Below are 24,404 nucleotides of genomic sequence, written 5' to 3'. Positions count from 1 at the left end.
ATGAAGCGGGCGTGGGAGCGGTGGCCTTGGACGGGGTGAATGTGGTGGTGGGTGGGAGGGTGCGTCGGACCTGTGTCGGGATCATGCTCACGATGTGCTCCTTCACGCTGGTCAGGGAAGTTCGATCCGGGCCTTGACCGTCACCGGTAGGCCCGCGCATCCGTCCCAGTCCCAATAGAAGGAGAGTGAAGCCACCCGACCCAGACCACCGCCGTGGCTCTTCTGCTCCGGAAAAGAGAGCCGCTTGCATCCCGGGGCGGGGCCGGCATCGGTGACCGTGATCGACAACAGGTAGCGCGAACGTTCCAGCATCAGCGTGAGCGTCTGATCCGGAGCACCCGAATGGGAGTAGCGATGGGCGTTGTCCATCAACTCCCACGCGATCAACGACGCACGGTTCGCGATCTCGACGGCCGCCATCGGGTTGGCGATCCCCTGGGCAGCATGCCGACGCACCCAGTTCTGCGCAGCAGCGCGAGCGGCGACCGTGTGCCGAACGCGAAGACCCAGCCTGTCGGGGTCGGGGTAGTGGAGCACTTGGTAAGCAGAGGACAAAGGCCTGTCATGGCGCGGCCTCAGAGCAGTACACTTCATGGCATCTCACCTCGGAGCGTTCGGGGTGGGTCACAACCCCGGGCGGCCGCCTTCCACTTCGGCCCCCGGGGTTTCTTGCTGTCGGGCACTTCCACCCGACGTACGTAGCCCTCTGTGCTGACGTGAGTCCAGCTTGGAGCGTCATCCAGAGATTCCACAGCGTCTGAGCAATCCGTGGAATCTAAAGTGTGATCATGAGAAGCCATGGGCAATAATTAATCCATGACCCCCAATCTGTTTGCTGAAAATCTCGTCAGGCTCCGGGAACTTGCAGGTCTGACGCAACAGCAGTTAGCTAAACGTTCCAACACTGGACACTCGTCCGTGAATAGGTGGGAAAAGGGGAAATCAACGCCAAAACGGGGCAATGTGGAAAGTCTGGACAAGGCTCTCGGTGCGAACGGCGACCTCATGTCGGTGTGGCTAGCCGTCACCACCGGCAATGGGCTACCTGAGTGGGCTCGCGACATCGAAGGGATCGAGCGCGCAGCCCGCCGAGTCACCATCGCAACCCCGGCTCTTGTACCGGGCATGCTCCAGTGCCCGGAATATGCTCATGCCGTGTTCACTGCAGGGCAGCCAGACACCGACGCGGAGGAGATCGCCCGGCTTGTTGCGCTCAGGTGTGGGCGACTCAAAGAGCTAGCCGAGCTCCAAGTGACAGCAGTTTTTCCGCTGGGGGCTGTCTCCTACATGTCCCCCAAGGTCCGCTCCGCGCAGGCGGCCGCGCTACTGTCCTGGTACGAGACCGGGAGGGTTAAGGTGCAGGTGATCCCCGAGGGAACATTGGTCTTGGTCCCGGCTGCACCGTTGATGGACTACCGACTCCGGTCCGGGGAGTCTGCCATCGTAAGCGATCACGCAGACGGTAACCTGGTCTACGACCTGCAATCCGGTGACAGGCTTGCCGGACAGATCACCGCAGCGCTCGCCGCTGCACTTCCGGAACCCCTCTCAATAGAAGCTTTGAGGTCCCTCGTATGAAGACCCCAACCGACTGGCACAAGAGCACGTACAGCGCAAATGGCAGCAACTGCGTGGAAGCGCGAGAGTGCCCTGGCGGCGCGGACGTGCGTGACACTCAGAACCGGGAACTCGGCCATCTGTCCTTCGGTGCGGGCGAATGGTCCGCGCTTCTCGGCGCGGTCGCTTCTGTTAAGTAGCAGACCACAAACCGGTCCCCGCCAATCAAGGTGGCGGGGACCGGTTGTGTTCTGTACGACCCCAGAGTAACTCCCATACGTATCGGCGCAAGGGGAGATATATCTGGTCTAGAAAACACAAGGACTACTCCCCAGCTCAACGGGGAAGGAGAAGTTTCGTACCTCCGCATCATCTCAGCCGAAGTCATGATCTGAGAACACCCCCATCCCCCGAGTGCACGACCTCTCTTAACTCCCCCTGAAGAAGCCTCGCTCCGCAGCAGTCAGCCTCCGTCCTCCGAAGAGAACGGACCGCGCATGACCAGCGAAACCCCGTGGCATAAGTCCAGCTACAGCACGTCAGGCTCCCACTGCGTCGAAGTCGCCGAAGGTCCCACCACCCGAATCCGCGACACCCAGAACCGCGCCCAGGCCCAGCTCAGCGTCTCCGGCTCCGACTGGAACGCCCTCCTCCACACACTCTGCTCGCGCCAACCCTGACCCTCCACACGAGTCACCCCTCGCTCCGAAGGAACAGGCGAACCATGACCCATCAACAGCGCACCTGGCACAAGTCGTCCTACAGCGGAGCCAGTGGAAACTGCGTCGAAGTCGCTGAAGGCCCGACCACCGGCGTTCGCGATACCCGGCACCGCGGCCTCGCCGAGCTCAGCGTTCCCGCCTCGGAGTGGACCGCTCTGCTCAGCACCCTCCGCACGAACTGACCCCCCGGCCAGGCCCACCGCGGAACGGCGGAACCTTCCTCGGAGGACTTTCGCAGACGAGTACTCTCCGCCCCCATCCAAGAGATCGAGACAGCGCGACATGATGAACGAGCACTGGAAGAAGTCCACCTACAGCAACACCGGCGGAAACTGCGTCGAGGCCCGCGCCACCGCCCAGGGCGCCGCCATCCGCGACACCCAACACCGCCACCTCGCCGAACTCAGCCTTCCGAACACCGAATGGACCGCCCTGCTCAACACCCTCCGCTCACACTGAACCCCTGGGGCGGACCGGCTCCTCCCGACACTCCCCCCGACAACGTCGAACACCCCCCCAAAGGAGCAATCATGCAGCGACAGCACTGGCACAAGTCCAGCTACAGCGGAGGCAGCGGTGGCCAATGTGTCGAAGTGGCGGAAGGTACCGCCACTCACATCCGTGACACCCAGAACCGAGCCCTGGCCGAGCTGAACCTGCCCGCCCACGAATGGTCGGCCTTCCTCACCACCCTCATCCGGTAACCCCCGGAACCAACGAGGCCCCGGAAGCAAAAGCTCCCGGAGCCTCCCCCATGCCCGCTACGCGGGGAGGAGGCGTCGGCAGGCCTGCCGGATGAGGCGCCGATCGAAGTCGACGGGACCATCCCCACGTGCGTGGGGCTCAGGCCAGATCACGGTTGGTGGCGTCGCCACTGGGAGGTCCATCCCCACGTGCGTGGGGCTCAGCGTCCTGCCTGGGTATCGAGCTGTTGGTAGGCAGGTCCATTCCCACGTGCGTGGGGCTCAGGACAATTGGGCGTGGTCACCGGCTCACAACACCGGTCCATCCCCGCGTGCGCGGGGAGGAGCAAGCGGGGGTGGGGCCGTCGTCATGTGTGTGGGGGCCATCCCCGCGTGCGCGGGGAGGAGTCGACGTCGAACATCACGCGGATCAACCTCGAGGGGCCATCCCCGCGTGCGCGGGGAGGAGTCTTCCTGACCTGCAAAGCTATCCCGACCCACCCATCATTTCTGCAAGTTGTCGAGAAACAGACAAAACCGACACCCCTCGACCGTCCACCCGAACACCACTCCCCCACCAGCCTAGACATCCCCGCGAGGAGCAGAGACGAAGTTCCGGAGGTCTCCCCCACGTGCGTGGGGTCCAGCTTCATAGACGTCCTTTCGGACTCGGGAACGGGAGGTCTCCCCCACGTGCGTGGGGTCCAGGGAAAATGACCTGCGGAAACAGAAGCCGTCATCCATCCATAACCTTCGGTTGGAAGCGACCTCCGCCCCCGGCACCGCGGCCTCGCCGAGCTCAATATCCCGACTCCGAATGGAACGCCCTGCTCAGCGCACTCCCCAAGAGCCGAGCCTCCGCAGAGAATCGGTCCCCACCGTCCGAGGCGGCGGAGGCCTCCCCTCTACAGTCCCCCTACAGTGACTCCCATACGTCACGACGCAAGGAGAGACATGAGCGACCGCGAGCAGCAGTCGAAGAAGGATCTTCCCCCCGAGGCCATGGGGAACGAGAAGTGGCACGACACCACCGACGCGGTATGGATGCGCTCCTCACTCTCCGACCCCGAATCAGAGGCGATCGTGGAGGTCGCCGAGTTCGACGACGGCTTCCGCGCTGTCCGCGACGGCAAATCCCCCGACAAGGGCACCCTGTTCTTCACCCCCGCCGAATGGGAGGCCTTCACCCTCGGTGTGAGGGACGGAGAGTTCGACATCCCCGAAGAACACCTCACCGAAGAAGAGATCGCCCTCCAACGCGAACGCGCCGACCAGCCCGCCGAATGGGTCCCCTCCCCGCTGCTCACCCCCAAGGCCCGCGAAGAATACGAACGCCGCCAAGCCACCAAGGCCTAGCGAGACGGCCCGGCGTCAGCCGGGCCACTCCCCCAAGCTCGCAGCCCCGGTCCCCGATCGAACGAAGCCGATCGGCGACCGCCCATCCCCACCTACGTGGGGCTCAGCCCGAGAACGAGAACGGCAACCCCGTCGAGCCCGGTTCATCCCCACGTGCGTGGGGCCCAGGCTCTCGGCAGGCGGTGGCCTCCTCCTTGTGCTCGGTCCATCCCCACGTGCGTGGGGCTCAGGAAAATGACCTGCGGAAACAGAAGCCGTCATCTTCCCGCAACCTTCACCACGAAGCAGCCTCCGCCCCTGATCCAGCCCTACCACACCCCCACAGAGCCCACCGGCACCCACGAACACCCCACCGACTTCAGCCCCCACACATGGGACTCAGCAGTGGCCCGCAGTGACACCGACCGCCTACGGAACAAGCTCCTGCAAGAGGTCCTCGACGTGCCGCCTGATCCGGTCACGGATGGGCCGGACCGCCTCGACACCCTGCCCCGCCGGATCGGGCAGCTCCCAGTCGAGGTAACGCTTTCCGGGAAAGAACGGGCACGCGTCGCCACAGCCCATCGTGACGACTACGTCCGAGGCGCGGACCGCGTCCGGGGTGAGGAGCTTCGGGGTACCGGCCGTGATGTCGATCCCGACCTCGCCCATCGCCTCCACCACCACCGGGTTGACCTCGTCGGCCGGGGCGGAGCCGGCCGAGCGCACCTCGACCCGTTCGCCACCCAGGTGTTCCAGGAAGGCGGCGGCCATCTGGGAGCGTCCGGCGTTGTGCACGCACACGAACAGCACCCGCGGGACCACGGCCTCCGAACGGTCAGTCACCGGTCGTCTCCTTCGTCGTGGAAGAGCCCACCTCTACGCCCCTTTCACCGGGGAACCATCGCCGTGCCGCCAGCGCCACGTACACCAGCGCGATCAACACCGGCACCTCGATCAACGGCCCCACCACACCGGCGAGCGCCTGGCCGGAGGCGGCACCGAAGGAGGCGATCGCGACGGCGATCGCCAGCTCGAAGTTGTTGCCCGCCGCGGTGAAGGCCAGCGTCACCGATCGGGGGTAGCCCATCCCCAAGGCCCGCCCCAGAGCCAGCGTCCCGGCCCACATGATCACGAAGTAGAGCAGCAGGGGCAGCGCGATCCGAGCCACGTCCCACGGCCGCGACGTGATCGCCTCGCCCTGGAGCGCGAACAGCATGACGATGGTGAACAGCAGTCCGTACAGACCCCACGGCCCCAACTTGGGCAACAGGCGGGTCTCGTACCATTCGCGGCCCCGGGCCCGCTCGCCCAGGCGGCGGGTCAGGTATCCGGCGAGCAGGGGCACCCCGAGGAAGATCACCACCGATACCGAGATGTCGACGAAGGAAACCTCAAGAGCCGCCTGTTCCAGGCCCAGCCACCCGGGCAGCGCCGACAGGTAGAACCAGCCCAGGGCGCCGAAGGCCACCACCTGGAACAGGGAGTTGAGGGCCACCAGCACGGCGGCGGCCTCACGGTCACCGCAGGCGAGGTCGTTCCAGATGATCACCATCGCGATGCACCGCGCGAGGCCGACGATGATCAGCCCGGTCCGGTACTCGGGCAGGTCGGGAAGGAACGCCCACGCCAGCGCGAACATCAGCGCCGGGCCGGCCAGCCAGTTGACCGCCAACGAGGTGATCAGCATCCGGCGGTCGCCGGTGACGGTGCCGAGGCGGTCGTAGCGGACCTTGGCCAGGGGCGGGAACATCATCACCAGCAGCCCCACCGCGATCGGCAGGGACACCCCGGCCACGCCGACCCCGGACAGCGCCTCGCCCAGTCCGGGGACCAGACGGCCCAGGGCCAGACCCGCGACCATCGCCGCCAGGATCCACACGGTCAGGAACCGATCCAGAGCCGACAGGCGTCCGACCACCCCGGCATTGGGATCGGTGGGTGCGGGGGCGCTCATGAACCGGCCTCCTCGGGCTTCAACGAGCGGGTCAGGATCGCGGCCAGGCGGTCCGTCGTCTCCGGGATCAGCCGGTAGTACACCCACGTGCCGCGCCGCACGGAGGAGATGAGCCCGGCCTCTCGCAACAGTTTCAGGTGGTGGGAGATGGTGGGCTGGGACAGGTCGAAGGCGGGCGTCAGGTCGCACACGCACACCTCGTCGCCGTCACACGTGGCGATCATGGACAACAGCCGCAGCCGCACCGGATCACCCAAGGCCTTGAAGACCCGGGCGAGCTCGACCGCCTCGCCGTCCTCCAGCGGCTCCTTCAGGAGTCTGGGGCAGCAGTCGGTGACGGCGCCTTGGAGATCGGTGACACCCACCTCTTGATTCGACATGCGTCTATATTGACAAAGTTCGAAACAGATGGCAAAACTGGAGACGCAACGCTGCATAGATGAACTTCGATACAGCTTCCGGAGGACCTCATGTCCCGTGTCCAGCTCGCCCTCAACGTCGCCGACCTCGAAGCGTCCGTGGTCTTCTACTCGACCCTCTTCGGCGTCGAACCCGCCAAACGCCGCCCCGGCTACGCCAACTTCGCCATCTCCGAGCCCCCGCTCAAGCTCGTCCTCATCGAAGGCGAGCCCGGCCAGGAGACCCGCCTGGACCACCTCGGCGTGGAGGTCGAGGAGACCGAACAGGTGAACGCCGCCACCCAACGCTTCAAGGACTCCGGCCTGGCCACCTTCGAGGAGAACGACACCTCGTGCTGCTACGCCGTGCAGGACAAGGTGTGGGTCCACGGTCCCGGCAAGGAGCCCTGGGAGGTCTACGTGGTCAAGGGCGACAGCGACCAGAGGGGAGCGGCACCCCAGGAGGTGAATGCCGGCGCCACCGGCGAGGCGTCCGCCTGCTGCGCCACCGCGCAGGTGTAGTCACCGACGAGCCGTAGGGCCGGGTGGGGTGGGGCGGTGGGGCGACGACCAGGGGCGTCCGGTCCGACCCTTACGCTCAGACCCGGCACCACACCGTGTGCCCCAAGGCCCGCAGCCCAGACCAAGGGGCGAGCTACAACCCATCCCCACGTGCGTGGGGCTCAGGAGGGAACTGAGGTGGCGAACATCGTGGTCAGCGGTCCATCCCCACGCGCGTGGGGCTCAGCGCACCAGACCTGAGCCGCGCACGTGGCGCGACGGTCCATCCCCACGTGCGTGGGGCTCAGGGAAAATGACCTGCGAAAACAGAGGCCGTTATCTTCCCGCAACCTCCGCCGCGAAGCGGCCTCCGCTCACCACACATCCCTACCACACCCGCCCCGTACCAGACCGAGAACGAACACCCCACCGGCTTCGCACCTCCCCCAGTCTCCGAAGGACTCAGTTCTCACCTCGAGCGGATCGTCTACATCCGAACAGACCACACCCGCACGATCGGAGCTCGGGCCTCACCCGCTCATCACGTTTCACCAACCGCCCGGCCATCGTGCAATTCGACGAGCGCTCCCTCGGCCACCGAACACAAGTCCCGATCACCCTCGTCCCGTGCGGGTAGGTGTAGGTCATGCCGCCTGCTTACTGAGAGAGCTTCTTCGTAGCGGCCGTACTCATGGCCCCGACACCGGGTCGCCGACGTTGTCCGTGATGTCCATCTGTCCCCGATCAGCACGTCGGAGACGATCGTTGAACGGGGCCGCCCCCGCCGTTAGGGTCGGCAGCGAGAACGTCGAGACGGTCGACGCAGGGGTGGTTATGCCGAAGCTGATCTACGCGTCGAACATGTCGCTCGACGGCTACACCGAGGATGAGCACGGTGCCTTCGACTGGGCTCCACCGGACGATGACGTCTTCACCTTCATCACCGAGCTCATGCGGTCCGCGGGCACGTACCTCTACGGGCGGCGCATGTACGAGACCCTGGCCGTGTGGGAGACCGACCCCTCCCTGGCTGCACAGTCCGACCTCACGGCCGACTACGCCGGCGCATGGCAGGCGGCGGACAAGATCGTCTACTCCTCGACCCTGACCTCGCCGACCACAGCGAACACTCGACTCGAACGCCACTTCGACCCCGCCACGGTGCACAACCTGAAGGCCACCGCCGGCAAGGATCTCTTGATCGGTGGCCCGAACCTCGCCGCACAGGCTCTCGCCGCCGGACTGGTCGACGAACTGGCACTGTTCGTCTGGCCGATCATCCTCGGCGGACGTAATCCCGCACTGCCGACGGATACACGCGCCGATCTCGAACTCATCGAGGAACACCAGTTCGGCAGCGGCGTCGTCCATCTCCGCTACCACGTTCGATAGCGACACAGGAGGGTTCCCGAGCTCTCGGAACACCGGCTCAGAGCCACCACGAACGTCGTCCGACACGGCAAGTGCCTGCCCATTGAGCGTCCCGCGTGTCACACCCGAAACGCCGTAGAGAGCGTGTATCCATATGTGGCTCGGAGCCCATGAGGCGCCGAGTTTCTTCGTGTCCCGGCCCTCCCCGAACCCCCGCCGGTCCATCCCCACGTGCGTGGGGCTCAGGGGCAGGGCTCTGCCCTGGTCACCGGAGTCCTCGGTCCATCCCCACGTGTGTGGGGCTCAGGGAAAATGACCTGCGGCAACAGAGGCCGTTATCTTCCCGCAACCTCCATCACGAAGCGGCCTCCGCTCACCACACATCCCTACCACACCCGCCTTAAGTCGCTCCGGCAATGCCCTTGCGCAGAAGCAGCGTGATGACGAGGGCGGCCAGGGCCATGACCGCTAGACCGATCAGGCCCCCGTTGCCACCGGGGTAGAGTCCTGGGCCACTCGGACCGTCCGCGTGCATCAGGGTGATGGGGATGACCAACACGAAGGCGTTATTGGCCGCGTGACCGACCACGGCGGGCCACACCGAACGGGAGGCCAACCGCAGCCAGCCGAGGACGACCCCCAGGAGAACGACGGAAGTGAGGAAGGTCAGGACATCCCCGAGACCGAAGCTTCCGGAGAGGCTGTGGATCAGAAGCTGAGGACCATGCCACAGACCGTGGACCACCCCGCTCACCAACAGCGCCGGCCACACCCCCAACGGCAACAGCCGTGGGAGAAGATAACCCCGCCACCCGAGCTCCTCGCCGAAGCACATCAGCAGCGTCGGCACGAACGAGACCGCGACCATGCCCAGGACCACGAGATAGGCCTCCAGAGGGAACCCGTCCCGCGGCATGGTCGCCGCAGCCTCCGGAGCCAAAGTCGTCAGCTCCTCACGGAGCCCGGAAAAGTCCTCCAGGTCGAGCCGGACGACACCGAACACGACCGCGGTCAGCAGGGTCACCGCCGGGAGAAGAACGAACACGGCGAAGGCGAGCAGCGTGTACCCGCCGACCCGGCGGACCGGGCGCAACGGGGTCAGGCCCAGGGCCCGCCGCACGTTCCCCGGACGCCACAGCAAGAACGTCACCAGCAGCGCCGCGACCGCCGGAGTGAACATGAAGAGCTGGGAGGCGAGAACGAACGCCGGGTCACTCGGTGAAGCGCCGTTCAAGAGCACCGGGGTGAAGACGAGCCAGGCCAGCCCGCAGACGATCAGCACGAAGACCGAGAGCTCACGGAACGGGGGCCGACCACGCACGGGACCGGCTTCAACGGAGGGGAAGTTCATGGTTCGACGCTAGAAACCCGGGCCGCCCGCCGGTATGCGGTCGACCCTCCGAACCCTTTGAGGCCGACCCGCCATAGGCCCTGCGGACAGCCCCAGGGCCGCCGGCTGGTCTCGGGGTGGGGCAGCCGGCTGATGGCTCCTGCCCGTTAAGGGCCCGCGACGTCCGGAACCACTCGCTCTTCTCCGCCTGATGGCCGTCCCTCGACCGTTGCTGACCCGGTACCGGTCGAGGTGAGAGGGATCCCCGCAGGCGCGGGGAGCAGGCGACCACCAACCCCGACGGGCCCGCCCACTGGGGCCCATCCCCGCGTGCGCGGGGAGTAGGGCACCGATACGGCGACGGGTGTAGCTCGCCAAGGCCCATCCCCGCGTGCGCGGGGAGTAGACTCTTTGACCTGGCAACTTACCAGCGGCAAGCAGCCATTTCTCCAACTTCCCGAGAAGCAGACAAAACAGACACCCCTCAGTCGCCAATCCGAACCGCCACTCCCCCACCAGCCTCGGCACCCCAAGAAAAGCAGAGAGAGGTTTCCAAAACCACCCCGAACAGGGCGGGGTCGCCCCCAGGTGAACAGGAAGCAGAGGGGACCGAGCATTCTGCGCGGGGTCCCCCTGTGCGTGGAACTCAGTCGGCGGTGATCGACTCACGCTCCACACCGCCCGTCCCTTCCAGCTCGTATGCGCGGTTCAGCCGGCCCGTGACGCCGCGGACCGAATGACCTCGGCGAGGTCGCCGGGACGGCTCCACATCGGCCAATGGCCCGTCGGGAGATCGATGACGTCGAGGGTTTCGAGGTTCGCGACTTCGGCGAACATGGGGTGCCCTCCTCGAGCCATCTCCAGGACCTGCTCACTCGAGATCGAGCAGCACACCAGGGTCGTCGGGACAGCGTGACGGGTGTCGTTCGTGAGCTCCACGGTCTGGCGAATCACGGGGCCGGGCTCGGGGACCGCCCTGGAGCGGAAACGCTCGAGAACCTCCGCGCTCAGACCGTCGAGGCTCGCCTGCTCCGCGAGGACGTCGAAGGGCGGCAGTGGAAGCTCCTCCACCCCCTCCGGGAAGTCCGGAGCGAAAGCACCCCCGTCCGCCATCGGGCCGGAGTCGACCCACACCACCCGCCGCACGAGTTCGGGACGCCGGTCGAGGACGAGGCTGACGGGACCGTTCGCCCCACTGTGAGCGACGAGCATCGCGGGCCGTGCCTCGGAGACATCCAGGCGAGCGAGAAGGCCTTCGATCGCCTCGACCTGGTCGTCGAGGGTCCTGGTCGAACGCGCGGGGTCATCTCCGTCGAGGCCGGGCAGCGTGACCGCGACCGCGCGCACGTGGTCGGTCTCCAGGTTTTCGAGGACCTCGTCCCAGGCCCAAGCGCCCAGCCAGTGGCCGGCGATGAGAACGATGGTCGGGCTGTTCGTCGTGGTCGTCATGACACAACTCTCGCAGGCCGACCGGACAAGGGTGTGTCACTATTCATGTCATGAAATCGCCGGGATCCGAACAGTGAAGCGAGCCGAACGGCTCCACGCGCTCTCCGAGACACTGCGCCGCAGCGGCACACAAGGTGTCTCCGCCGAACGGCTGGCGAGAGAGTTCGAGGTCTCCGTGCGCACCGTCAAGCGAGACCTCGACGCGCTGAAGAACAGCGGCGCGCCGATCTGGTCCCGCACGGGCCCGGGCGGTGGATACGGATTGACCACGAGCGCGTCCCTGCCACCGATCAGCCTGTCCCCGGCCCAGGCCGTGGCGCTCATGGCGGCCGTGTCGGCCGCACCCGGCGCTCCCTACGCGGATCTGGCGGCGGCCGGTGTCCGGAAGATCATGGACGTCCTCGATCCCGGAACCCGAGCACGTGCCGACGAGCTGGCCCACCGTGTCTGGGTCGACGCTCCTCCCTCATCCTCGCGCGCCACCAGGTCGGCGTTGGAGGAGGCGATGACCGAACAGCGGGTGATCCGCATTCGCTACACATCGCGGGAGGGCACCACGACCACCCGCGACGTCGAACCCGTACTGTTCGCCTCTACCAACGGGCAGTGGTACCTGATCGGGTGGTGCCGACTGCGCGACGCGATGCGCTGGTTCACCGTGTCGCGCATCGAACAGGCCACGGTCACCAAGACGGCCTGTAGCGGCCACACCGTCCACGAGGTCGGAGAACCACCGGCGAACGCCAGGCCGGCGCACGGTCGGGGCGGGTGAATTCCTCGATCGGCCTCGACCCGCAGAGAGTCCGAGAGGGGGTGGTGGACACGGCGACGGCACACGTGCATCACCTCTTCGACCACGCCACCGGAGTCACCATGGTCGCCATCGCCGGATGGCCGACCCTCGAACACCGCTGACCCGGCGTCCCGACGAGGCGAGGGGGATCCCCGCGTGCGCGGGGAGCAGTTGTGTTGCAAGACCTCGGCCGGCGTCCTCGTCGGGTCATCCCCGCGTGCGCGGGGAGCAGCGGGGAGGGCCAGCCCGGGGACGGTGACCTGGGGGGTCATCCCCGCGTGCGCGGGGAGCAGCGCGAACCCGGACCGGGGGAATTTGAAGGATCGGGGTCATCCCCGCGTGCGCGGGGAGCAGGACTACGCGAACGGCCTCATCTCCAACGAGGCGGGGTCATCCCCGCGTGCGCGGGGAGCAGGTACTGGTCGGAGGGAGCGTCGCAGTGGGGACGGGGTCATCCCCGCGTGCGCGGGGAGCAGTTAGGGTCGATATCCCAGTGTTCATAGTCCCGGGGGTCATCCCCGCGTGCGCGGGGAGCAGAACTCCAGGCCCGCATCCTCGCCGCCCATGTCGGGGTCATCCCCGCGTGCGCGGGGAGCAGTCTTCCTGACCTGCAACGCTATCCCGGCCCAGCCACCATTTCTGCAAGTTGTCGAGAAACAGACAAAACCGACACCCCTCAACCGTCCAACCGAACATCACTCCCCAACAGCCTAAACAACCCCGAGAAAAGCAGAGATGGGTTTCCGTGACCATCCCGAGCAGGATGGGATCGCCCTCGTGCACACAGGAAGCAGGCAAGACTCGGAGGACCTTCTGTGGCGGGGTCAGCCCCACGTACGCGAAGCTCAGCAGCGGCTGTTCAGTACGCGTCCCGGACCCGTCTTCCCGTCTCAGCACGGCCCGGTCACTACTTCCTGGGGCCACCTGGTGGATCGGCTCACCCGACTACCCAGGCGGACCCGACTCGGCGAAGGGAATGTGTGGAGGGCTCTGACCTCCGTTCTAGCCGCCGGGCGCGTGCGCTTCGGGTACCGGCCAGAAGAAGCTCTCCAACAGGTCGTGCAACCGCAGCCGTTCGGGGTCGATCCCGTCCCGGCCGTAGGCGTCGAGGAACCTGCGCGCCGACGCCTCGCCGTATTGGGGGTTCATGTGGCTGCGCAGACTGCGTGTCATGTCCGCGAGGTCGGAGTGCGGATCGGCCGGGCCCGCGCGGCCCACGTCCACGAGCCCCGCCGTGCCGGTCTCGTCTATCAGCACGTTGGGAAGACAGAAGTCCCCGTGAGAGACCACAAGTGTTCCGTCGCCGAGTTCACCGACCAAGGACTCCAGTTCCTCCAGTACGACCGCGGCCGGGGGTCCTCCCTTTCCGGCGATGGCCCACGAACGGTCGACCAGACCGGAGGCCACCCGCTCGCGCACCTCCACGAGCACCGACGACAGGGACCGGTCGAAGGGGGTGTCCTCCCAGGAGGTGGAGTGCAGCTCACGGGCGGCGTGGGCGAGCAGATCCACGACTCGATCTCGTTCTCCGGCTGGCCACTCATCCGAGGCGGGGCGTCCGGGCAACGCGCGCATCGCGAGCCAGGACTCGCCCTCGTCCACACCAGAGCCCAGGACTTCGGTGACGGGAACGCCTAGGCGCCTCAACCACGCGAGTCGGACGGTCTCGGCTTCGAGTTCGGAGACGAGGTGACCCATCCGGTGGTCGACCACCTTGACGACAGCGACAGGAACTCCCTGTGCGTCGACCATGCGCAGGACCCGATCTCCCGAGAGCCCCAGGCCGATGGTCTCCTGCCGGACCACATCCAAAGCCCGCCCGATGACTTCCCACGCGTCCGCCATGGGGCTCATCGTAGGGACGGCCCAGGCACCACACCATTCGTACTGGTCGTTGCGTGGCGCTCAGGCCAGGGCCATCGGTTTTCCCGGCAGGGAGGCCGACCCATCCCCACGTGTGTGGGGAGCAGGGGTGCTTGTAGATGGCGTGGGTCGTCTCGATGGGGTCATCCCCGCGTGCGCGGGGGACGGCGGAACAGCCTCACTAGAAACCCATCCAGGATCAGCCCCGGCGCCGGTCCCGGCCCATCCGGTCGACCAGCTCCCCGGCCGCCTTCCGGAGCGGGCTACCGCGCAGCCACACGAGCTGCACCGGCATGACCAGGCCGTTCTCGAGGTTCTCGAACTCCATCACGCGCACCGCCCCGGCCGCGACCCTACCCCGCACGAGCGGCAGGGGCAGGTTGGCCCAACCGATCCCGCGCTCCACCAGGCCGAGCGCGGTCTCCGCCGAGTTCACCCGCCAATAGGCGTCCGAGACGACGAGCCGCCGCTCCGTCAACTGTCGTTCCAGGCTGGACACCACGATCTGGCGGGCTCCGGCGAGATCCTCCAGGCGGCGCAGGTCGGCTGGGATCCCGAAGGTCTCCACGGAGGCGGACGCCACCGCCACGAACGTCTCCTCCGCCACGTTGAGGAACACCTCCTCCCGATCGTTGCGGGTGCGGGCGAACATCAGCGCCAGGTCCACGGCCCCCGAGTGCAGTTGCTCCCGAACATCGTCCTGCGGGGCGTCGGCGATCTCGACGGAGAGCAGCGGATGGCGCGCCGCGATCTCCGCCACCGCGTCCAACAGGGGCCGGTGGTCGACCCCCGCCGACACCCCGATCGTGAGCGTGCTCTCAAGGTCATCGGAGAGCTCGACCGCGTGGGCCTGGAGCAGGCGCAACCTGCTCGCGACCAGCCGGGCGTGCGGCACGAGGGCCTGCGCCCGCGCCGTGGGGACGGGTTCGCGCCGGGAGCGGTCGAACAACGGGTAGCCGAGTTCGGCCTCGATGTTGGCGATACCCATGCTCACCGCCGAGGGGACCCGATTCAGCGCGCGTGCGGCGGCGGAGAAGGAGCCGTGATCGACCACGGCGAGGAAGAGATCGATGTTGTCGCTGGAGAGACCCAAGTCCTGTCACCAGATCTGAAAGAAGCTGACTTTTTCCATCAGGCTAGCTGACGCTAACGTCGGCCCCTGTCACATCCGCAGGAACCCGAAGAGAGTGCGAAGTGCAAGGTCTGAAGCGCAAGCTGGTGTACGTGGGCGGCTACGAGGTCATCGGCTTCGTCGTGGGCACCGCCGTGATGACGGCCCTGACGGGAAGCGGCCCCGGGACGACGGCCCCGCTCGCGATCATGATCGCCACCGTGGCGGCGCTGTGGAACATGGCCTTCAACTACCTGTTCGAGGCGTGGGAACGCCGACAGGTCAGCCGCGAGCGCACGGTGAAGCGCAGGGTCCTGCACGCGGTCGCGTTCCAGCTGACGCTGGTGTGCTACCTGATCCCGCTCATCGCGTGGTGGCTGGACATGAGCCTGCTCCAGGCGTTCCTGCTGGACCTGGTGTTCATCGTCTACATCCCGTTCTACACGTTCGGCTACAACTGGGCCTTCGACAAGATCTTCGGACTGCCGTCCTCCGCCATCGCCGACCCCGTTCCGGAGGCCGAGGACGGAGCCGCCGCTTCCGTCGATGAGCCCGCGACCACGGCCGAACGTTCCTGAGGCGAGCGGACCCTCCCGCACCGGGCGGGGACGGTGGGGCTCTCTATGGAGAGGGCGACTCCATGACGGTGCGCAGAGGACCACGGGCATCAGCGTCGGAACCGAATCGGATCCAGGCCAGCTCCCGTGCCCGGCGCCGATCGAGCGCGAGCAGGCTCCGCGCTCCCCGCGCGAACGCCGCCGGCCCGTGCAGGGCGGCCGCTCGCAGACTCCGCCAACGCCGCGAATGCGTCCGGTGGCTGCGCTCGGTCACCCGCCGCCCCCGGGAGTTCTGCCCCCTCCAGGCCTCCTGCGGGGTGGCGTCGATCATCAACACGTGCAGCTCGTACCGGCGAAGACGACACAGCAGGGCCAGCAGCACGCGGACCGAACGCCGAGTTCCGCACTCGTGCACCACCACCGGGCCGCCGCGCAACGCCGCGACCACCCGGACCAGGTGCAGTACGTGCACCGCCCACCGCCACAGCAGGTAGGGGACCCGGGCGAGCAGCGATCTCAGCCGATACCGCGACTGCAGCGAATCGATCACCCGCACACCGTCTGCGGTGAGCACGGTCCGGTCCTCGTCCCCGCGCAGGCCGAACAGCCGCTTCAGCAGAGTGCTCTTCCCCGCCCCGGGCACCCCGGTGACCAGGACCAGAGACCGCCGAGGGTAGACCGCCCCGCGCGCCATCGCGTCGTTCACCATGGGGACATCCCGGGCCCGCCCCTGGACCATCTTCGGTAGCTCCTCAAAGCCGACCTTCGCGCCGGTGGGGCGCGGTTCTACAACGGCCACGACGTCACCGACGTCCCGGCTCTACCGGACACCGACGGCTCCGAGGCACACCGCGCGTCGCCGCGCGGCCTGGGCGACGGCCGGTGCCTGAATCACGATCTGAACGGAAGCATCGGGCGTGTGTCGGTGGGTGCGGGCGATGGTGGAGTCCACCGGGAGATCCCAGGTGATCATTTCCTTCTCGTCGGCTCGGGGGTATGGAGCTGCTCGAAAACGCGGTGCCCGGAGCTCTCACGCCACCCGAAGGCGGGATAGTCCGTGCACCATCTTTCACGGACCGTACAACTTGGGCAGGTATAGCCACGGTAAAGCGGCACGTTCCGGGACCGCGTGTCGTTGCTCAGGGGCCGTGTGGGGCGGTCTGGCTCTATCGGCCCTGACCTACGGCGCGATCGGCTTCGGCGAGATCATCGACATCGTGCTGGCACACCGGTGTATCGAGAACCGGCTCCTCTAAGTACGTGACGCCACGTTTCCATGCCCTGTACGGGCTTTGAGGACACGTGGCCGCGATCATCGTCCGCCACACGGAGACGTTTCCATGCCCTGAACGGGCTTTGGGGACGTGGCGGTGCCTCCGCGCACCCCTCACCAGATGATGTTTCCATGCCCTGTACGGGCTTTGGGGACCTGGACAGCCTCGTGGCGCCCCACCAGCACATCTAGTTTCCATGCCCTGTACGAGCTTTGGGGACCTGAAGGGGACCTGGCAACGAGAGGCCCCTGATGTGTTGCCATGCCCTGTACGGGCTTTGAGGACGTGAACGCGTGGTTGGGAGCAGCCGAGACCGCGGCGTTGCCATGCCCTGTACGGGCTTTGGGGACGTCATCGGAGGCATGCCCTGGAGCTTCGACTCCATGTCGCCATGCCCTGTACGGGCTCTGAGGACGACCGGTACCGTTGGTGCGTGAAGCGGTCTGGGCGCTGGTGTTGCCATGCCCTGTACGGGCTTTGAGGACATGGTCATCCCGAAGGTCCACGTCCAGGACGCCGGGTTGCCATGCCCTGTACGGGCTTTGAGGACTGGCGTGGACCCTGGCCTACAACGGGGCCGGTGGTGAGTTTCCATGCCCTGTACGGGCTTTGGGGACCTTGAGGCTCTCCCGCTCCACTACCGCACCCCCATGTTTCCATGCCCTGTACGGGCTTTGAGGACGGGGCTGACGCGAGGGCCGCCGCCGAACTCGCGGTCGTTTCCATGCCCTGAACGGGCTTTGAGGACACCACAGAGAAGCAACAGAGGAGCAGCCATGACGGCGTTTCCATGCCCTGAACGGGCTTTGGGGACCACGGGTGTCGCGGGCCATCTCGTCGCGCTTCTCGTGTTTCCATGCCCTGAACGGGCTTTGGGGACGGCGCCGAGCGTCGGATCCTGCTCATCCAGCGCAGGTTTCCATGCCCTGAACGGGCTTTGGGGACACGGTGGTCTGTCGGGTGGTGCCACCGGCCCGGGTTCTTGTTCTCGACTCGCTTGCCGGTCAGCCGGATGCTCAGGTCCTGATCGGCGGGCAGGAACGGGTTGTGGAAGGCGAAGGAGAACAACCCCCAGGTCCACTCCCCCTCGTTCTCGACGAACCGGAACCACAGCGGTGAGGCACGGCGCAGCTCGTCCCTCCCCTCTTTGTAAGCGGTCACCTTGGCTCCGCCCTTGTAGTTCACCGGAAGACCCAGCGCTCTGAGTGGGAAGCGGTCGTCGGTACCGTGAATGACCGTTTCGTATTCGGGTGTCTTGATGGGCGGCTTGTAACCGGGGTTCGGTGACCTGTGCGCCACACTGGCACGGAACCTCCGGTACCGTTCCCCGGTCTCGGCGGCCACCGCCTCCCAGCTGTCCTCGGCGAAGTCGGCGAGGGTGGCGCTCGTGTTCCCCACGCCCAGGATCGGCTGCGGAGCGACCCTCGGACCATCGGTGCTCTCCGGGATCGGGACCAGGCCGGCGAGCAGGTCCGCGCAGATCTTCAACGACCCGTCCACCGGTAGGTGATCCAGTTCCTGGTAGTGATCGAACTCCGGAGTGTCGGGGACGTGTTCCCGCCAAGGACCTTCCGGCAAGGGACCGCCCTTGTACGTCAGGCGTACGTTGCCGAAGCCCTTGCGGGTGCGAGCGCCGAATCCGCCATAGGAGCAGGCCAGCCACAGCGAGGCCAGGACGAGCGAGTCGACCGCCGGGTCTCCGTTGAAACCGACCTTCAAAGTGAACCGGTGCCCGGCAGTCGTGTGGTGACCCAGCCAGGCTTTCATCTTTCACAGACCGTACAACTCGAGCCGGTATGGACACGGTAAAGCGATGGGATTCCGAGGCCACGTGTCATTGATCGGAGGCCACTCGGGGCGGCCTTGATCTGCCAGACGTGAACTATGACGCGACCAACTTCCACGAGATCCCGGACATCGTGCTGTCTCACCGGTGTATCGAAAACCGGCCCTACTGGGCTCGTGACGCCACGTTTCCATGCCCTGAACGGGCTTTGAGGACGGGGGATGACATCACCATGCCGTGGCCCCACCCCGGTTTCCATGCCCTGTACGAGCTTTGAGGATTCCCTATGCGGGGACGAGTTCTACGGCCCTGCCTAGTTGCCATGCCCTATACGGGCTTTGGGGACCGCTTCGACCTTTGCGGCACCCTCATCACCAACGGGTTTCCATGCCCTGTACGGGCTTTGAGGACACGACGTCTACACCTGCACCTCGCCCGCCGGGCAGTTTCCATGCCCTGTACGGGCTTTGAGGACGAGGACTACCTACACGGACGCCTGGGCACGCTCGGGTTTCCATGCCCTGTACGGGCTTTGAGGACGAATACAGACTTGATGGGAGGGGCCGATGGCCCTGCGTTTCCATGCCCTGTACGGGCTTTGAGGACTGGGACGTCGCGACCGAACCCCTGATCCCCGTCCCGTTTCCATGCCCTGTACGGGCTTTGAGGACTCACCCTGACCCCACTTCCCCCTGTGAAAGAGACCGGTTTCCATGCCCTGTACGGGCTTTGAGGACCTCACCAGCCGTCTGGCCTACATCGGACACGTCACGTTGCCATGCCCTGAACGGGCTTTGAGGACACCGCCTGGTGGGTCGCCGCCTCGGCCGGCTGGAAGTTGCCATGCCCTGAACGGGCTTTGAGGACCGAGGGTAAAGCCGCAGGTCAGTACCCTGGAATGCTGGTGGGTGAGCGTAATTCTTCAGTGATCCTCCGGTTCTGCTCGCCGCGCCGGTGCGACGCTGAAATCCACCTACTCGACTCCGGCTCCCCCGACGTCCTATCGGAACCGTGGATCCTAGCGCGTGAACGTGTCGCCACGGGCGAGGGTGTCGATCCATTTTTTTACCAGAACGTGTGCGTGTTCGGTGTTGACGGTCAGTTCCTTACCGCGTTGGCGGTCCTTCCACACATGTACCTTCTGGTCCTTACCCGGGAGGAACTTGTTCAGGAATGCGAAGGAGAACAGCCTCCAAGAGTGGTCTGCTCCGACCGGACGCAGCCACAGGGGTGAGGCTCTGCGCAGTTTCTCCTCACCTTCACTGACGTGGACTTCATTTCCTTTGTCGTAGATCAGCGGAAGGCCGAGCGCGGCCATCGGCAACTCGACCTCGTCGCCCTTGATGACCTCCTCCCACCCCAAGGTCTTGGGGCCTCGCTTCTCATCGTCGACTTCGGCACGGAAGTACCGCAGCTCCCGCCCGGCCAACGCCAATGCATCCTGCCAGCTTCGCGACGCTTCGCCTCCGTTCACCGCGGCCAGGGTGTACTTCTTGGAGAGCACCGGATACGTGGGTGCCGAGTCCCAGTGGTGTATACCGGTGGCGCCCACTTTGGCAGCGATACGGCTCAGGGCGCGCATGGCGGCCTCGGCGGGGCCACTGGGCCACAAGTACCGGACGCGGGAGTAATGGTCGAGGTCGGGGGTGTTCAGGTCCGTGGTGAGCCACCCCTTCTCGGGCAGGGGCCCTTCGGTTCCGGTGATACGCACGGCTCCGAAGCCGCGCCGGGTGCGGGCGCCGATACCGCCGTAGGTCAGGCTCAACCACAGTGCTGCCAGCGCGCACTGCTGGGCGTCGTGGTCGTCACCGACCAACCGCACCTGGAGCTTGAAATCCTTTCCTGCAGGCACGTAGGCGCGTGCCAGGTGGGTGGCCCTGCCGGATCGGGTGGTGAGGCCGGGACCGAGGAGATAGCCGATCCATTTGTTGTGGACAGGGTCGGCCAGGAAATCGGGGGACGGTCGGTACTCGCCGTCGGGCTGACGATAAATCCGTAGTCGTATGGGGGAGGCGTGGTCGGTGGCACCGAGGACGCGATCCTCGATCCTTCGGAGGCGGTGCAGCTGGTCGCCGACCAGGACCCCGGCCATCGCGCGCAGCCAGACCCTCATACCGCCGCGCAGGGAGGGAACGCGGATCTCGGCTTGTCTCAGGTCACCGTCGGAGTTGAACACCGGGGTCATGGTCTGCAGGTGCAGTGTGCTCCACATGGGTCACCTCTCGTCGCGCCAGTGGGTGTGGGTCAGCGGTGCCGTCAACGGGCGGCCGTCCCAGAGCATCTGGGAGAACACCCCTGCGGCCAGGCACCAGGAGCCGGCTTGGGCCAGGCACACCAAAGCCGCCTGCGGGTAGTCGGTCCAGGCCGCTCGGAACACGGTTCCGTCCTCGCTGAACACCGGGACGGCCCAGGCGATCCCGCACAGGGCCACGAACAGTGCGTGCAACGCCGCCAGCGCCCACACACCGATGGCTCGGCCGAGTGCCGCAGAGGTGCTCAGGCCGGTGTTTCGGGCATTGACGATCAAGTAGGCCAGCGCGGCCACGGCGAACCCGAGCGCGACCCACTGCGGTTGCACCGGCGGAGGCGGTGCGTCGGGGGGCAGGCTCATGCCCGCTTGGCGAAACGCGGCATGCCACCAGGAGGGGTGCATGGTGGTGACCATGAACAGGCCGATCGCCGCAGCGGCCGGGACGCGCAGCAGCCACGGCCATGCCCAGGACCGCCCGTGCACGGTGACTCCGACGGCTCCGGTCAGATAGGTCAGGCAGACCAGAGCTGCGGCGGTGCCCAGGGTGGAGTGCCCGAACAGGGTGGGCCACAGGGCCGAGGCTCCGATCAACCCCACGACTACCGCGCAGAGGACGAAGATGATCGTGGTGATGGTCTTCGCCCAGCGGGGATAGCGGGTCAGTGCCCAGGACGAACGCCGGGCGGCGCCCCACCGGTAGCGGGGCAGCAAGTGGTGTTCGACCAGCGCGGTGATGGTCTGGTCGTCGTCAGCACTGTACCCGACAGGGTCGTTTCCCCGTTGGCGTTGGCGCAGCCGGTTCGAGGACACGCTCAACGGCGGTCCGGAGCCGGGGTGGTCGAACAGCAGCTGGTCGAGTTCGGCTTCGAGCTGGGAAGAGGTGGCGGCGGCCAGCAGAGGGTGGGATTGGTGGCGGTGCAGGATTCCGGTCCATTCCCACCGGGCCTGAGCGGCACGGGCCAGGAACAGGTGGGTGCTCTGAGTTCCGAAGACCCGGTCGGCGTCGTCTTGGGGTCCGCGCTGACCGGTGGGACGGTCACCGCGAAAGGCTTCTGCCAAGACGAGAAAGCGCTGGCGGGCGGCAAGGGGGCGCAGTAGGTCGGCTTCGGTGTCGGTGAGCGGGACCTGTATTCCGGCATCTGTGGAGTGCAAGGCCTGCCAGGTGGCTTCGGAGATCCAGCACATCAGGACCCATTGCAGGCGCACGCTCACCGAGGCGCCGAGGCGATCGGCCATCGGAGGCACGACGTACAGAGGGTGGTGCAGGGCGGCGGTGAACCTGGCGCGGGTACGGCATAGCACTTCGCTCAATGCCGCCAAGTGTCCGTCCACCTGTTCGGGGGTGGGCAGGTCGGTGATGGACTGTACGTCCCTGGCGGGCATGAGCGCTTGGACCACCTCGGGGGCGGCCAAGGCCTTGGCGTCGGTGTCCTGATGGTCACCGGACCGGTACGCGTGCACAATGGGATCCACCCCTGCGGCCAAGCGCTGCGCCAGGAGAAGGTCGATCTCTAGGGGCTGTTCCGTGGTCACAGTGGCGACTCGGAGCCGGCGGCGATGTTGAAGAACACCCGCATGCCCATCCCGAAGCTCGTCAACGCCGACCCGTCGCCTCGCAGCTCGTAGGCGTACCCCTCCAGTAGTCCGTCCTCGGGGCGACTGTCGCTCAACCCGCGGCTGTCGAACCCGGCGAGCTCGCTGTGCACCCAGTCCGGACGTAGGCGCCGCAACGGGATGGGGACGGTACCTTCCGCCTTCTCCGGGAGCACGTGAGCCTGAGCGTCGTGGCCGAGGCTGCGCAGCCATTCGGCGGCGGCGATCAGGTAGGGGATGGTGGCCCTGTACCCGCCCGTGAGATGGAACCACACGGGTTCCTTGGCTCCGATCAGCGCCGGCCGGTCGTCGTGGCCGATGAGCAGCCGTCCCAGGTGGCCCACGGCCTTCATGGAGGTGTGGAACTCCGAGTCCTTGGTGGCGTCGAGCCCAGGGACGTTCACCACCACGATGCGACCGTTCTCGGGGCGCTCCAGGTGGGTGTCGACGTCGATGCCGTCCAGGTACAGCACCCGACCGACATCTCCTCCGGCCAGGCTGATGGCGGTCCAGATCCCGCAGGCCCGCCCTTTGGGCGTGTCGCTGCACAGCAGCACGGTCAGGTCGGTGTCGACGATCCGTCGCAGCCCGTGGGCGAGGATCGTATCCAGTTCCGCCGACAGGCCGCGGCGGGTGGTCCAGGTCTCCGGACGCACTTCGTCGGCCAAGGTTTGGAGGAAGCTCAGGGCGTTGAACCGCGGAAGGTCCACCCCTGCGTCCAAGGCGAAGGCGGCGTGCAAGAGATCGGCCTCGGTACGGGTCGAGGCGGCGGGAGCCAAGCCGAGCCGGTCCTTGTCCCAGAATTCCTCGATCTTCTGGGCCTCGGTGATGTAGCCGCCCCAACGCTCCTCATCGGTGGCGGTGGAGAAGAAGTCGGCGAGGCTGATCCCCACCGAGATCAGATGCACGGTCACAGTTGGTCTCCATCGTGATCGTTTCCGGCGTTCATGTAGCCGTATCCGGCCGAGGTCTTGGCGCCCAGACCCTCGTCCCGAGCGGCCGTCTCCACCCAGGTGGCCGCCTGATCGACGTCCGTGGCCCTCTCGCCGACCAGATCCACGGAGAAGGCGCCACCGGTGATGGTCAGAAATCGCACCACCGTGGGCTGCAGGTGTTCGGCGGGGGGCACGACCGAGACGGTGTCCCGGAGGATGTTGGTGGTGTCGTGGTAGGGCTTGGCGTGGGGGGTGAGCACGTCCATGCGCACCCGGACGGGTCTTTGGTCGGCGAAGGCGTCCAAGAACCGCACCCGCCCCCGCCTCGCCTTAGGCCGCCCTTCTTCTGCTTCATGGCGGGGCTTGCGGCCGGGCGGGAGAGGAAGTCCGAACACGTCCAGGAACTTCTCTTCCCGATCTGGAGTACTTCCGGGGAGGTTCCAGGCGTAGTGGGCCGTGGCGCCCTTGATCGTGGAGCCTGGGATGATCGGCCACCCGTAGGTGCCGTGCAGGGTCATGCCGATCTCGTGGGCGTTGGCCTTGTCGCCCAGACCGATGGCGAGCCGCCATTGCGGGGACAGCCGCAGGCGACGCACGTACAGCCCTTGGGCCTCCATCTGCTTCAGGGCGTGGGCACGGCGGGCCGAGGCCGCCGCCACATGCTCGGGTACCTGCCCCAGGTCGTTCTCCTGCGCCCAGGAAAGCAGAGCGTGGGTGCCCTGTTCGGGCAGGTCCACGCCGGTGTCGGTGAACTGGGCGAAGGCGGTGGAGCGCAGGAGGGTCAGGGCGTTGGCGTCCCGGAGGTCACCCGGCCCGACCAGTACCGATGGGGGCTGTCCGGAGCTCTCGACCCAGGTGGCCTGAAGGAGCGTTCCCAGAGGACCCACGCTGGGAACGCTCACCCGACCACCACCATCGCCACCATCGGCCCGGGCACG

24 protein-coding genes and 3 CRISPR repeat arrays are annotated in these 24,404 nt (G+C 66.6%); of the genes, 11 read left to right on the top strand and 13 right to left on the bottom strand.

Translation table 11 applies throughout. The annotated features are described in order from the left end of the window. Positions 1-111: 111 nt before the first annotated feature. Positions 112-555 carry an ATP-binding protein gene (locus tag D451_RS0124995; RefSeq protein WP_241463382.1) on the bottom strand — a complete coding sequence of 148 codons (444 nt, stop codon included), beginning with the start codon at positions 553-555 and terminating at the stop codon, positions 112-114. Between the two features lie 261 nt (positions 556-816). On the opposite strand from D451_RS0124995, the gene D451_RS0124990 reads away from it, so the two are divergent. The 7 genes from D451_RS0124990 to D451_RS0124970 all read left to right on the top strand — a co-directional run bounded on the left by D451_RS0124990 (position 817) and on the right by D451_RS0124970 (position 4,318). Further along, a complete protein-coding gene (locus D451_RS0124990) occupies positions 817-1,578 on the top strand; it encodes a Scr1 family TA system antitoxin-like transcriptional regulator (RefSeq protein WP_081616129.1) in 762 nt (253 codons plus the stop codon). Beyond that, a complete protein-coding gene (locus D451_RS27575; protein WP_017536432.1) occupies positions 1,575-1,757 on the top strand; it encodes a DUF397 domain-containing protein in 183 nt (60 codons plus the stop codon). Before D451_RS0124990 ends, D451_RS27575 begins: the two co-directional genes overlap by 4 nt. Positions 1,758-2,054: 297 nt before the next feature. Then, the gene (locus D451_RS27570) at positions 2,055-2,237 is read left to right on the top strand and encodes a DUF397 domain-containing protein (protein WP_017536431.1); all 183 of its coding nucleotides are present in this window, start codon (positions 2,055-2,057) and stop codon (positions 2,235-2,237) included. A gap of 44 nt (positions 2,238-2,281) precedes the next feature. Further along, positions 2,282-2,461, top strand: coding sequence for a DUF397 domain-containing protein (locus D451_RS27565; protein ID WP_017536430.1), 180 nt, complete (start codon positions 2,282-2,284; stop codon positions 2,459-2,461). 100 nt (positions 2,462-2,561) lie between these two features. Continuing rightward, the gene (locus tag D451_RS27560; RefSeq protein WP_017536429.1) at positions 2,562-2,738 is read left to right on the top strand and encodes a DUF397 domain-containing protein; all 177 of its coding nucleotides are present in this window, start codon (positions 2,562-2,564) and stop codon (positions 2,736-2,738) included. A 71-nt stretch (positions 2,739-2,809) separates the two neighbouring features. Next, positions 2,810-2,983 carry a DUF397 domain-containing protein gene (locus tag D451_RS27555; RefSeq protein WP_017536428.1) on the top strand — a complete coding sequence of 58 codons (174 nt, stop codon included), beginning with the start codon at positions 2,810-2,812 and terminating at the stop codon, positions 2,981-2,983. A 933-nt stretch (positions 2,984-3,916) separates the two neighbouring features. Further along, a complete protein-coding gene (locus tag D451_RS0124970; RefSeq protein WP_017536427.1) occupies positions 3,917-4,318 on the top strand; it encodes a DUF397 domain-containing protein in 402 nt (133 codons plus the stop codon). A 408-nt stretch (positions 4,319-4,726) separates the two neighbouring features. Here the strand turns inward: D451_RS0124970 and D451_RS0124965 are convergent, their stop codons facing one another. From D451_RS0124965 to D451_RS0124955, 3 genes are read right to left on the bottom strand one after another with little or no spacing between them, the layout of a single operon-like run. After that, the gene (locus D451_RS0124965) at positions 4,727-5,143 is read right to left on the bottom strand and encodes an arsenate reductase ArsC (RefSeq protein ID WP_017536426.1); all 417 of its coding nucleotides are present in this window, start codon (positions 5,141-5,143) and stop codon (positions 4,727-4,729) included. After that, positions 5,136-6,254, bottom strand: coding sequence for an ACR3 family arsenite efflux transporter (arsB, locus tag D451_RS0124960; RefSeq protein ID WP_017536425.1), 1,119 nt, complete (start codon positions 6,252-6,254; stop codon positions 5,136-5,138). Before arsB ends, D451_RS0124965 begins: the two co-directional genes overlap by 8 nt. After that, positions 6,251-6,634 carry an ArsR/SmtB family transcription factor gene (locus D451_RS0124955; protein ID WP_026125352.1) on the bottom strand — a complete coding sequence of 128 codons (384 nt, stop codon included), beginning with the start codon at positions 6,632-6,634 and terminating at the stop codon, positions 6,251-6,253. Before D451_RS0124955 ends, arsB begins: the two co-directional genes overlap by 4 nt. Before the next feature lie 90 nt (positions 6,635-6,724). Between D451_RS0124955 and D451_RS0124950 the strand changes: the two genes are divergently transcribed. Both D451_RS0124950 and D451_RS0124945 read left to right on the top strand, forming a co-directional pair. Further along, a complete protein-coding gene (locus tag D451_RS0124950) occupies positions 6,725-7,174 on the top strand; it encodes an ArsI/CadI family heavy metal resistance metalloenzyme (protein ID WP_017536423.1) in 450 nt (149 codons plus the stop codon). Positions 7,175-7,987: 813 nt separating this feature from the next. Continuing rightward, entirely contained in the window at positions 7,988-8,545 is a 558-nt protein-coding gene (locus D451_RS0124945) for a dihydrofolate reductase family protein (RefSeq protein WP_017536422.1), read from the top strand. Between the two features lie 379 nt (positions 8,546-8,924). On the opposite strand, the gene D451_RS26890 is transcribed toward D451_RS0124945, so the two are convergent. Both D451_RS26890 and D451_RS0124935 read right to left on the bottom strand, forming a co-directional pair. After that, positions 8,925-9,875: a CPBP family intramembrane glutamic endopeptidase gene (locus tag D451_RS26890; protein ID WP_081616128.1), complete on the bottom strand. Its 951-nt coding sequence runs from the start codon at positions 9,873-9,875 to the stop codon at positions 8,925-8,927. Positions 9,876-10,562: 687 nt separating this feature from the next. Further along, positions 10,563-11,303, bottom strand: coding sequence for an alpha/beta fold hydrolase (locus tag D451_RS0124935; RefSeq protein WP_017536420.1), 741 nt, complete (start codon positions 11,301-11,303; stop codon positions 10,563-10,565). Positions 11,304-11,376: 73 nt separating this feature from the next. Here D451_RS0124935 and D451_RS0124930 point away from each other — a divergent pair, with 73 nt between their 5' ends. Continuing rightward, positions 11,377-12,075, top strand: coding sequence for a helix-turn-helix transcriptional regulator (locus D451_RS0124930; RefSeq protein ID WP_017536419.1), 699 nt, complete (start codon positions 11,377-11,379; stop codon positions 12,073-12,075). Positions 12,076-12,238: 163 nt separating this feature from the next. Continuing rightward, positions 12,239-12,694: direct repeats of the CRISPR family, unit length 29 nt; unit sequence GGGGTCATCCCCGCGTGCGCGGGGAGCAG. Positions 12,695-13,098: 404 nt separating this feature from the next. On the opposite strand, the gene D451_RS0124920 is transcribed toward D451_RS0124930, so the two are convergent. Together D451_RS0124920 and D451_RS0124915 are read right to left on the bottom strand one after the other, a co-directional pair. Beyond that, positions 13,099-13,941: an aminoglycoside 3'-phosphotransferase gene (locus D451_RS0124920; RefSeq protein ID WP_026125351.1), complete on the bottom strand. Its 843-nt coding sequence runs from the start codon at positions 13,939-13,941 to the stop codon at positions 13,099-13,101. A 217-nt stretch (positions 13,942-14,158) separates the two neighbouring features. Further along, entirely contained in the window at positions 14,159-15,052 is an 894-nt protein-coding gene (locus tag D451_RS0124915) for a LysR family transcriptional regulator (protein WP_017536416.1), read from the bottom strand. Between the two features lie 101 nt (positions 15,053-15,153). Between D451_RS0124915 and D451_RS0124910 the strand changes: the two genes are divergently transcribed. Beyond that, a complete protein-coding gene (locus D451_RS0124910; RefSeq protein ID WP_017536415.1) occupies positions 15,154-15,648 on the top strand; it encodes a PACE efflux transporter in 495 nt (164 codons plus the stop codon). Positions 15,649-15,691: 43 nt separating this feature from the next. Here the strand turns inward: D451_RS0124910 and D451_RS0124905 are convergent, their stop codons facing one another. The 5 genes from D451_RS0124905 to cmr6 all read right to left on the bottom strand — a co-directional run bounded on the left by D451_RS0124905 (position 15,692) and on the right by cmr6 (position 24,368). After that, positions 15,692-16,366: an AAA family ATPase gene (locus D451_RS0124905; protein WP_017536414.1), complete on the bottom strand. Its 675-nt coding sequence runs from the start codon at positions 16,364-16,366 to the stop codon at positions 15,692-15,694. 531 nt (positions 16,367-16,897) lie between these two features. Beyond that, positions 16,898-17,846: a CRISPR direct-repeat array (repeat unit 30 nt; unit sequence GTTTCCATGCCCTGTACGGGCTTTGAGGAC). Positions 17,847-18,872: 1,026 nt separating this feature from the next. Then, positions 18,873-19,554: direct repeats of the CRISPR family, unit length 30 nt; unit sequence GTTTCCATGCCCTGTACGGGCTTTGAGGAC. 151 nt (positions 19,555-19,705) lie between these two features. Next, positions 19,706-20,899 carry a type III-B CRISPR module RAMP protein Cmr1 gene (gene cmr1, locus D451_RS0124890; protein WP_017536411.1) on the bottom strand — a complete coding sequence of 398 codons (1,194 nt, stop codon included), beginning with the start codon at positions 20,897-20,899 and terminating at the stop codon, positions 19,706-19,708. A gap of 3 nt (positions 20,900-20,902) precedes the next feature. Continuing rightward, complete coding sequence (locus D451_RS26885) at positions 20,903-22,471, bottom strand: hypothetical protein (protein ID WP_051067495.1); 1,569 nt, start codon at positions 22,469-22,471, stop codon at positions 20,903-20,905. Then, positions 22,468-23,445, bottom strand: coding sequence for a hypothetical protein (locus tag D451_RS0124880; protein ID WP_017536409.1), 978 nt, complete (start codon positions 23,443-23,445; stop codon positions 22,468-22,470). The genes D451_RS26885 and D451_RS0124880 overlap by 4 nt, the downstream gene beginning before the upstream one ends. Next, positions 23,442-24,368, bottom strand: a complete 927-nt coding sequence (gene cmr6 / locus D451_RS0124875; protein ID WP_161628233.1) for a type III-B CRISPR module RAMP protein Cmr6 — start codon at positions 24,366-24,368, stop codon at positions 23,442-23,444. Before cmr6 ends, D451_RS0124880 begins: the two co-directional genes overlap by 4 nt. Between the last annotated feature and the right edge of the window lie 36 nt (positions 24,369-24,404).

This window comes from Nocardiopsis alba DSM 43377, assembly GCF_000341225.1.
Classification (GTDB): domain Bacteria; phylum Actinomycetota; class Actinomycetes; order Streptosporangiales; family Streptosporangiaceae; genus Nocardiopsis; species Nocardiopsis alba.
Note: the sequence above shows the minus strand (reverse complement) of the source record. Positions and strands in the feature narration are given on the sequence as shown.